General features: G+C 76.8%; 8 protein-coding genes. 3 read left to right on the plus strand and 5 right to left on the minus strand.

All coding sequences use genetic code 11. The features are described from left to right. Positions 1-44: 44 nt before the first annotated feature. The 3 genes from ABT093_RS39900 to ABT093_RS39910 form a co-directional block, all read right to left on the minus strand. The gene (locus tag ABT093_RS39900; protein WP_350572411.1) at positions 45-710 is read right to left on the minus strand and encodes a GDSL-type esterase/lipase family protein; all 666 of its coding nucleotides are present in this window, start codon (positions 708-710) and stop codon (positions 45-47) included. Positions 711-842: 132 nt separating this feature from the next. After that, complete coding sequence (locus ABT093_RS39905) at positions 843-1,406, minus strand: DinB family protein (protein ID WP_350572412.1); 564 nt, start codon at positions 1,404-1,406, stop codon at positions 843-845. Between the two features lie 46 nt (positions 1,407-1,452). After that, entirely contained in the window at positions 1,453-1,887 is a 435-nt protein-coding gene (locus ABT093_RS39910; protein WP_350572413.1) for a GNAT family N-acetyltransferase, read from the minus strand. A 114-nt stretch (positions 1,888-2,001) separates the two neighbouring features. On the opposite strand from ABT093_RS39910, the gene ABT093_RS39915 reads away from it, so the two are divergent. Continuing rightward, positions 2,002-2,838, plus strand: coding sequence for a phosphotransferase enzyme family protein (locus ABT093_RS39915; protein ID WP_350572414.1), 837 nt, complete (start codon positions 2,002-2,004; stop codon positions 2,836-2,838). Between the two features lie 31 nt (positions 2,839-2,869). Here ABT093_RS39915 and ABT093_RS39920 read toward each other — a convergent pair whose 3' ends face one another. Next, positions 2,870-3,727: an S-methyl-5'-thioadenosine phosphorylase gene (locus tag ABT093_RS39920; RefSeq protein WP_350572415.1), complete on the minus strand. Its 858-nt coding sequence runs from the start codon at positions 3,725-3,727 to the stop codon at positions 2,870-2,872. 224 nt (positions 3,728-3,951) lie between these two features. Here ABT093_RS39920 and ABT093_RS39925 point away from each other — a divergent pair, with 224 nt between their 5' ends. Further along, positions 3,952-4,350 carry a hypothetical protein gene (locus tag ABT093_RS39925; protein WP_350572416.1) on the plus strand — a complete coding sequence of 133 codons (399 nt, stop codon included), beginning with the start codon at positions 3,952-3,954 and terminating at the stop codon, positions 4,348-4,350. A 7-nt stretch (positions 4,351-4,357) separates the two neighbouring features. Here the strand turns inward: ABT093_RS39925 and ABT093_RS39930 are convergent, their stop codons facing one another. Continuing rightward, a complete protein-coding gene (locus ABT093_RS39930) occupies positions 4,358-5,374 on the minus strand; it encodes a hypothetical protein (RefSeq protein WP_350572417.1) in 1,017 nt (338 codons plus the stop codon). 383 nt (positions 5,375-5,757) lie between these two features. Here ABT093_RS39930 and ABT093_RS39935 point away from each other — a divergent pair. Next, a partial coding sequence (locus tag ABT093_RS39935; RefSeq protein WP_502884427.1) for an AfsR/SARP family transcriptional regulator occupies positions 5,758-7,940 on the plus strand: 2,183 nt, incomplete at its 3' end.

Consider the following 7,940-nt stretch of genomic DNA (forward strand, 5'->3'; position numbering starts at 1 on the left):
CCCCGCCCCTCCCGCGGCGCCCCCGCCCACGCGCGCGCCTGCGCTCAGGCGACCAGGCCCAGCCACGCCGCCGCGAGGGCGGCGTGGCCGGCCGACGTCGGGTGCACGCCGTCCGCGGCCCAGTGCTCCGGCTCGGCCTTCGCGGCGAGTTCGGCGAACATGCCGTCGGCGGCGAGCAGCAGCGCGCCGTAGCGGCGGGCGAGCCTGCGGACGGCCTGGATCTTCGGGTCGAGGTCGGCGCGCCACCGCGCGCGTTCCACCTCCCCGACGAGCACGGCGCCGGCCTCGACGACGCCGTGGATCGGCAGCAGGAACGGCTCGACGAGGATCAGCCCGGTGCCCGCCTCGGCGAGGGGCGCGAGCAGGCGGTCGTAGCCCGCCTCGAACTCCTCCACGGGGATCACGCGCCCGTCCTCCGGGTGCAGCGTCTGCCAGCCCGCGTCGTTGACGCCGACGAGGACCGACAGCACGTCCGGCCGCGCGTCGAGCACGTCCGCCCTCCAGCGGGCTTCGAGGTCCATCACCTTGTCGCCCGCGTTCCCCGTGTTCAGCCAGGTCACCGGCCGGTCGGGGTGGCGGCGGCCCCACTCGCCCGCGACGCGCGCCGGGTAGCCGAACCCGAGACCGTCCCCGCTCTGCCGCCGCAGGCCGTCGGTGATCGAATCGCCGGTGAACATCACGGTGTTCCCCGGTCGGAGGGTGATCGTCATGGGCGCTCCTCGATGTCGACGGGGCCGGGAACGGCCGGTCCTCCCGGAGCCTGCCCGGCCCCGCCGTCGTCAGACCGGCAGGGCGACCGTCATCCCGCTGCCGCCCTGCCGCCGCGGCCGTCCCGTCCCGTCCTACTGGCCGACGCGGCCGTCGACGCACTCGCGGAGCAGGTCGGCGTGGCCGCAGTGGCGGGCGTACTCGTCGATGACGTGCACCATCACCTCGCGGACGGAGAGCTTCTCGCGGCCCAGGCGCGTGCCGAGGTCCTCGGAGTACCGGGCGAGGGTGGCGTCCAGGTCGGCCTGCTCGCGCGCCAGGTCGGCGAACGCGGCGTCCACCACGGCCTGGTCGGCGACGGCACCGTCGAAGTCGGCGTCACGCGGGCCGTAGAGCTTCGGCCGCGGCTCGCCGTCGGTGATCCAGTTGTGCCAGTCGCGCTCCACCTCGGCGAGGTGGCGGACCAGGCCGAGCAGCGACATCGTGGACGGCGGCACCGAGCGGCGGGCCAATTGCTCGGCGTCCAGCCCCTGGCACTTCAGGCGCAGGGTGAGGCGGTAGTTGGTGATCGCCTCCCGCAGGGTGGCCAGTTCGCCGTCCGGACTGGGGCCTTCGTTGTTGCGGGGGTCGTCGTCCGGGTCCATCCACATGTCGGGGTAGACGGTCGCCTCGGTCCAGCGTTCGGGTTGCTCGGTCATGCGGGACATGGTCGTCGGCGGCGGGCCGGTCCGCCACCCGGTTTTCTCAGGGGAAGGCGGGATCGGCCTCATCGAAGGACCAGCTGAGCACCTCCTGCGCCCCCGGCTCCGCGACGCCCCCGGCGCGCCGGTACACCGAGCGCGCCGCCATGTTGTCGCCGCCCGTGACCGCCCACATGCCGTAACAGCCCAGGGCGCGGGCGAGATCGGCGAGTTCCGCGGTCAGGGCCGGGGCGATGCCGCGGCCGCGGAACCTCCCGTCCACGCCCAGCTCGTACAGGTACATCTCGGTGCCCTTGTCCGGATGGGTGGTCTCGACGCCGGTGACCATCCCGGCCGGCACGTCGTCGACGTAGGCGACGAGCAGGTGGTGGCGGTCGTCCGCGAGGAAGCGGGCGGTGGCCTCGGGGAGCGGGGGCGAGTCGAAGAGGTGCCCGGCGGCCTGGACGTCCTCGGCGCGGGTGACGCGGCGGATCTCCATGGGGGAGATGCTGTCAGAATCCTGACGCGGGTGACAGCGGACCTTCGGGCCAAGCGCTCCGCGCACGGCGGAAATCCGGATGCCGCCGGACGGCGGGCGCGGTACCGTCCGCGCGTGAGCGAACGAGAGCCGAACGGCGGAGGGCGGACACCCGACGGGGGCGAGGAGCGGCTGACGGGCGGGAACGCCACGGCCGGCGTCGTGCGCGTCGGGGACACCGTGCGCCGCCCCGCCGGGCCGTGGACGCCCGCCGTGCACGCGCTGCTGACGCATCTGCACGGGGTGGGCTTCCGGGCCGCGCCGCGTCCGCTGGGCATCGACGAGCAGGGGCGCGAGGTGCTGAGCTTCGTGCCGGGCCGGGTGGTCGGGGACGGCGAGCGGTTCGCCCTGCTGGACCCGGTGGCCCGGCTGGCCCGGGTCGCCCGGCTGATCCGGGAGTTCCACGACGCGGTGGCCGGCTTCACGCCGCCGGCCGACGCCCGGTGGCAGGTGCTGATGCGCGACGACCCGGCGCGGGCCGGGCACGGCGAGATCATCGCCCACCAGGACCTGGCGCCGTGGAACCTGGTGGTCGACGACGGACCGGACCGGTGGACGTTCATCGACTGGGACACGGCCGCGCCCGGCTCCCGGCTCTGGGACCTCGCCTACGCCGCGCACGGCTTCGTCCCGCTGGCCGCCGACCCCGCGCACGGCCGCGCCGACGCCGCCGAGCGGCTGCGCGCCTTCGTCGACGCCTACGGGCTCGACGAGGACGAACGGCGGCGGCTGGTCCCGACGCTGGGGCGGCGCACCCGGGCCATGCACGACTTCCTGCGCGCCCGGGCGGGCCTCGGCGTCCAGCCGTGGACGCGGCTGTGGCAGGAGGGGCACGGCGAGACCTGGCTGGCGAACACCGGGTACATCGAGCAGCGCGAGCAGCGGTGGCTGCGGGCGCTGCTCGACGGCTGAGCCCCGGGGCCGGGGACCGGCCGCGCCGGCCTCACTCCCCCGGCACGCCCGGCAGGCCGGGGGTGAAGCCGTCGAGGGCGTTCCGGCACGGGCAGGAGCGGACGGCCGGCAGCGCCTCCAGGGCCTTGAAGAGCACGGTGCGCAGCCGGTCGACGTTGCGGCCGAACACCTCCAGGACCTCGGCGTGGGTGACGCCCTCGCCGCTCTCCACGCCCGCGTCCAGGTCGGTGACCAGGTTCAGGGAGGTGTAGCAGAGGGCGAGTTCACGGGCCAGCACGGCCTCCGGGTGGCCGGTCATGCCGACCGTCGACCAGCCGTTGGCGGTGAACCAGCGGGACTCGGCGCGGGTGGAGAAGCGCGGGCCCTCGATCACCGCCAGCGTGCCGCCGTCCACCGGCTCCCAGCCGCTGCCGCGCGCCGCGCCCAGCACCGCGGCGCGCCCCGCCGGGCAGTACGGGTCCGCCATCGGCGCGTGCACCACGCCGGGCACCGAGCCGTCCGGCAGCGGCACGCCGTCGTAGAAGGTCTGCGCCCGGGCGGCGGTGCGGTCCACGAACTGGTCCGGGACCAGCAGCGTCCCCGGCCCGTACTCCGGGCGCAACCCGCCCACCGCGCACGGCCCGAGCACCTGCCGCACGCCGAGCGCGTGCAGTGCCCAGAGGTTGGCCCGGTAGTTGATCCGGTGCGGCGGGATGCCGTGCCCGCGCCCGTGCCGCGGCAGGAACGCCACCCGCCGGCCGCCCACCTCGCCGACGAACAGCGAGTCGCTCGGCGCCCCGTAGGGCGTGTCCACGGCCACCTCGACCACGTCGTCCAGCAGCGCGTACAGCCCCGACCCGCCGATCACCCCGAGCTCCGCCCGCACCCCGGCCACCCGATCGTCCGCCATGCCGCCCGCCTCCCGTCGAAGAATGCCCGTGATGTCAGCCTACGGCCCGGGGAGTTCGCGGATCCTCCGGTCGGGACCGGCAGTCCCGTCTCCGGCGGCGCGCGGCGCCGCGCGAGCACGCACGGAAGGGGCCGGCCCCACCGCGTGGCCGTCACCTCGCCCTGGGAGGATGATGCAGGGGTCGGGGAGCCGGGTGGCGAAGGCGAAGACTGCGGAGGCGAAGCATGGGTGTGGGGCCGCTGGTGCGGGTGTGTGACGGGCCGGGTGGGCTGACGGTGTGGGGGGTGGCCGAGCCGGAGCGGTGGGCGGTGGACGTCAACGTGATGCTGGAGGCGGGCGAGGACGTCGGGGCGGTGGATCTCGGACTGCTCGCTGAGGTGCTGGAGCACCTGGAGCAGGCGGTGGAGGAGGCCCGGCGGTTCGTCTGCGCCGCGTGCGGCGTGACGGAGGATCAGGCGGCGCTGGACGCCCCGGAGGTGAACGTCTACACCGACGGCTGGATGCTGCGGTTCGCGGAGGGGGATCTGCCGCTCTGCGAGCCGTACGGGGTCGGGGTGTGGTTCGAGGGGCTGCGGCCGGTGCGCCTGGAGGACCTGGGCGAGGCCGAGGAGATCGAGGACTGACCGGCGGTCACTGCACCGCGTCCCACTGCTGGAGGGCCGCGAGCGCGGCGGTGCGGTCGGCCGGGCCGAGCAGGTAGTCGGCGACCGGGGTGAGCAGCAGCGTGCCGCGGTCCGGGCCCGGCAGCAGGCGGGCCTCGTCCCAGGTGTGGCGGATGACGGTGCGGCGCAGCAGGGTGCCCTTGCGGCGGGGCAGGCGGGGGCCGGTGGCGGCCTCGGCGCGGCGGCGGCGCTCGGGGGCGAGTTCGGGGGCGAGCGCGGTGCGGACGGCCGCCAGGGCGCCGAGCGGGAGGCGGGGGGCGGCGAGGTCGAGCAGGGCGGCCGCCTCGGGGGCGAGGCGGTAGGCGGCCAGCACGGCGGCGGTCTCGGCGGGTTCGTAGGGCTGGTGGGTGAGACAGGAGAGGTCGAGGAGGGTGAGCGGGTCGAGCTCCTCGGCGGGGTGGTGCAGGCGGTCCTCGGCGAGGGCGATCAGGCACTCGACGTGGTCGTCCGCCACCAGGTAGGGGCGGACCGGCACGGTGGCGCGGTCGCCGGGCAGGGCCGCGGTGGTGAGGTGGACGCGGTACCAGGGGTCGAGCAGCGGGTCCTCGGCGGGCCAGCGGACGGTGACGGCGGTGTGGTGCGGGCGGTCGCCGAGGAGGGTGACGTCGACGGTCTCCACGGGGTGGTCGGTGACCAGCCGGACGACGGCCTGCCAGAGCGCGGCCTCGCCGGGGGCGACCAGGTCCAGGGAGGCCTGCGGCCGGAGCAGGTCGGCCGGGTAGTAGCCGGCCAGCGGGATGCCGTGGATGGCGCGCACGCCGGTGGAGCGGGCGAGGTCGTGGGCGAGGCGGGCGTAGTGGTCGGCGCGGGTGCGGGCGCGGCGCAGCTCGGCGCGGGCGGGTTCGCCCATCCGGACGTCGTCGCGGGCCAGGGCGGAGAGCACGAGGTGCGGCAGGTGGCGGCTGCCGCGGGCGCGGTGGAGCAGTTCGGCCGGCCCGTCGGCCGGGTCGACGTCGAGCAGGTTGTACAGCAAAGCGGTGTTCACGGACGTCCGCCTCCGAAGGTATCGTCATGGCGCCCGACGCCTCCGACGGCCGAGGGCGGGGCGAGCACGGCCGGGCACTGGGGGTATCCGGTCGCGGGAGGTGAAGGAGGGGCGGACCGGACCGTCTCCGGCGGGCCCCGGCACGGTGATTCTGGCCGGTCGGGTTCAACGCGCGGTCACCACAGGCTCAACGGAGTCTCGACACCGCGCGTGACCTTGTGGTTGATAGCGTCACAGAGAATCTGACATGTGCACGAGCGGGGCGGGCACTGTCCTGGGCAGCAGGGGGCAGGATGGGCGATCTCCGTTTTTCCGTACTGGGTCTGATGCGGGCTCACCGCGGCGCGACGGCGCTCAAGGTGGGCAGCCCACAGCAGCAGGCGATGCTGGCCGTCCTGCTCCTGAGGCCCGGTCACTCGGCGAGCGCCACGGATCTGATCGCCGCGCTGTGGGGCGAGGAGCCGCCGGGCGCGGCGATGACCACCGTGCGGACGTACGCGTGGCGGTGGCGCAAGGTGCTGGACGCGGTGGAGCCCGCGGCGGAGCCCGGGGAGCCGGGGGCGCCCGGCGCCTCCGGGGAGAAGGCGGCGGGCAGCGTCCTGGTCTCGATGGGCGACGGCTACCGGCTGGTGCTGCCCAAGCTGGCGGTGGACGCGGCGCAGGCGGAGGCGCTGGCCGCCGAGGCGGAGCGGACCGCCCGGGCCGAGCCGCTGCGCGCCCGCGACCTGCTCAACCAGGCGCTGGAGCTGTGGCAGGGCGAGCCGCTGGCCGGGATCCCCGGGCCGTTCGCGGAGCGGCACCGGCAGCGGCTGGAGGAGCTGCGGCTGACGCTGCTGGAGGAGCGGATCGGCCTGGACCTGACGCTGGGCCGCTACTCGCGGTGCATCCCGGAGCTGACCGCGCTCACCACCGAGCACCCGCTGCACGAGCGGGCGTACGGGCTGCTGATGCGCGCGCTGTACCAGGCCGGGCGGCAGGCGGACGCGCTGGCGGTGTTCCGGGGCGTGCGGCAGCTGTTCCTGGCGGAGCTGGGGGTGGGGCCGGGCACGGAGCTGGAGCAGCTGCACCGGCGGATCCTGGAGGCCGATCCGGCCCTGGCCGCCCCGCAGGCGCCCGCCGGCGGTGCGGTGGCGGCCGTGGCGCCGGGCACGGCGGTGGCGGGGCCGGCCCCGGCCCCGGCGCAGAGCCCGGCCGGTGGGCAGGCCGAGGCGGCCGACGGCGCGGAGGCGGGCGCCGCCGACGGCCCGCCGGCCCCCGGCCGGGCCGTCCGGCCGTCCGGCGCGCCGCCGCGGCCGGCCCAGCTGCCGCCGGACGCCGCCGACTTCACCGGGCGGACGGCGCCGGTGCGGGTGCTGTGCGAGGCGCTGGCCGCTCCCGCGGCGGACGGCGTGGACGGCGCGGGCGGCGCGCCGGGCCACCCGCAGGCGCTGGTGGTCGCGACCGTGGTCGGCATGGGCGGGGTCGGCAAGACGGCGCTGGCGCTGCACGTGGCGCACCGCGTCCGGGACGCCTACCCGGACGGCCAGCTGTACGTGGACCTGCGCGGCTCGGATCCGGTGCCGGCCGACCCGGAGGCGGTGCTGAGCGGGTTCCTGGTGGCGCTCGGGGTCGCGGCGGACGCGGTGCCGGACGGGCTGGACGCGCGCTCGGCGCTGTTCCGCTCGGTGGTGGACGGCCGTCGCCTGCTGCTGGTGCTCGACAACGCCAAGGACGCGGCCCAGATCCGCCCGCTGCTGCCGGGCGCGGTCGGCTGCGCGGTGCTGACCACCGGCCGCACCAGGCCGGCCGGGCTGCCGGCGACCGTGCAGGTCGACCTGGACGTGTTCCAGCCGGAGGAGGCGCTGGACCTGCTCGGCCGCACGATCGGCGCGCGGCGGCTGGCGGCCGAGCCGGACGCCGCCCGGGAGCTGGTGGTCGCCTGCGGGCACCTGCCGCTGGCGGTGCGGATCGTGGCCGCCCGGCTGGCCGCCCGGCCGGGCTGGACGGTGGAGACGCTCAGCCGCCGGCTCCAGGTGGAGCGGCGGCGGATCGACGAGCTGCGGATCGGGGACCTCGCGGTGGCGGCGGCCTTCGAACTGAGCTACCGCCAGCTGGCCCAGGACCAGGCCCGGGCGTTCCGGCTGGTGGCCTCGGTGGACGGGCCGGACATCGGGCTGCCGGCGGCGGCCGCGCTGCTGGACCTCGACGAGTACGACGCCGAGGACCTGTTGGAGGCCCTGGTGGACGTGGCGATGGTGGAGTCGCCGTTCCCGGGCCGCTACCGGTACCACGACCTGCTGCGGGCGTTCGCGCGCCGACGACCGGCCGAGGGCCCCGGCCCCGGTGGGGGGACGGGCGGCGGGGGGACGGCCGGCCCGGAGGCGGACGGCGCCGAGGCGGTGGCGGCCCGGGACCGGCTGCTGGACCACCTGCTGGCCACCGCCTGCACCGCCTTCCAGCACGCCGTGCCGGGCGACCCGGCGGCGGGCGCGCTCGGCCCGGCCCGCTCCCCCGGCGTCCCGCTGCCGGGGCGCGACGCCGCCCGCGAGTGGGCGGCCGTCGAGGGGACGGGCGCGGTGGCGCTGGC

It is taken from the genome of Kitasatospora sp. NPDC002551 (assembly GCF_040296005.1).
Taxonomy (GTDB): Bacteria; Actinomycetota; Actinomycetes; order Streptomycetales; family Streptomycetaceae; genus Kitasatospora.